This is a genomic window from Bradyrhizobium sp. Ken01, from assembly GCF_055807355.1.
The window spans coordinates 1-320 of sequence record NZ_JBVVPC010000175.1 but is presented as its reverse complement, the minus strand read 5'-3'; the positions used below and the strand labels follow the sequence as shown (position 1 = coordinate 320).

The 320-nt window shown below is 62.8% G+C and carries 1 protein-coding gene; it reads left to right on the top strand.

Annotated elements, in window-relative coordinates:
- Positions 1 to 320: porin (locus AC0L3S_RS39245; RefSeq protein ID WP_473285326.1), on the top strand; the 320-nt coding region annotated here is incomplete at both ends.

Here is a 320-nt window from a genome sequence, read left to right as displayed (position 1 = left end):
ACCATGCGCGCTCGTGAAGATCTCAACATCGACACGCGCACCGCGACTGAGTACGGCGTTGTCCGTACCTTCTTCGACGGCGTGTTCTCCTGGACCTCCGGCAACTACGTCGGCACCGGTTCGGCCACCGGCACCACCGCCTACAGCGGTACGCTGGCTACTGCCACGACGCCTGGTGCGACCACCACGTCGCTCTTTGGATCGGGCGGCGGTGCGATCAGCGGCAACGACGGAAATACTTCTGCCGGTTCGCTCGGTGTGTACTACGCCTTCATCCAGTTCGCTGGCTTCACCATGGGTAAGGCCGTGTCGCAGTTCGA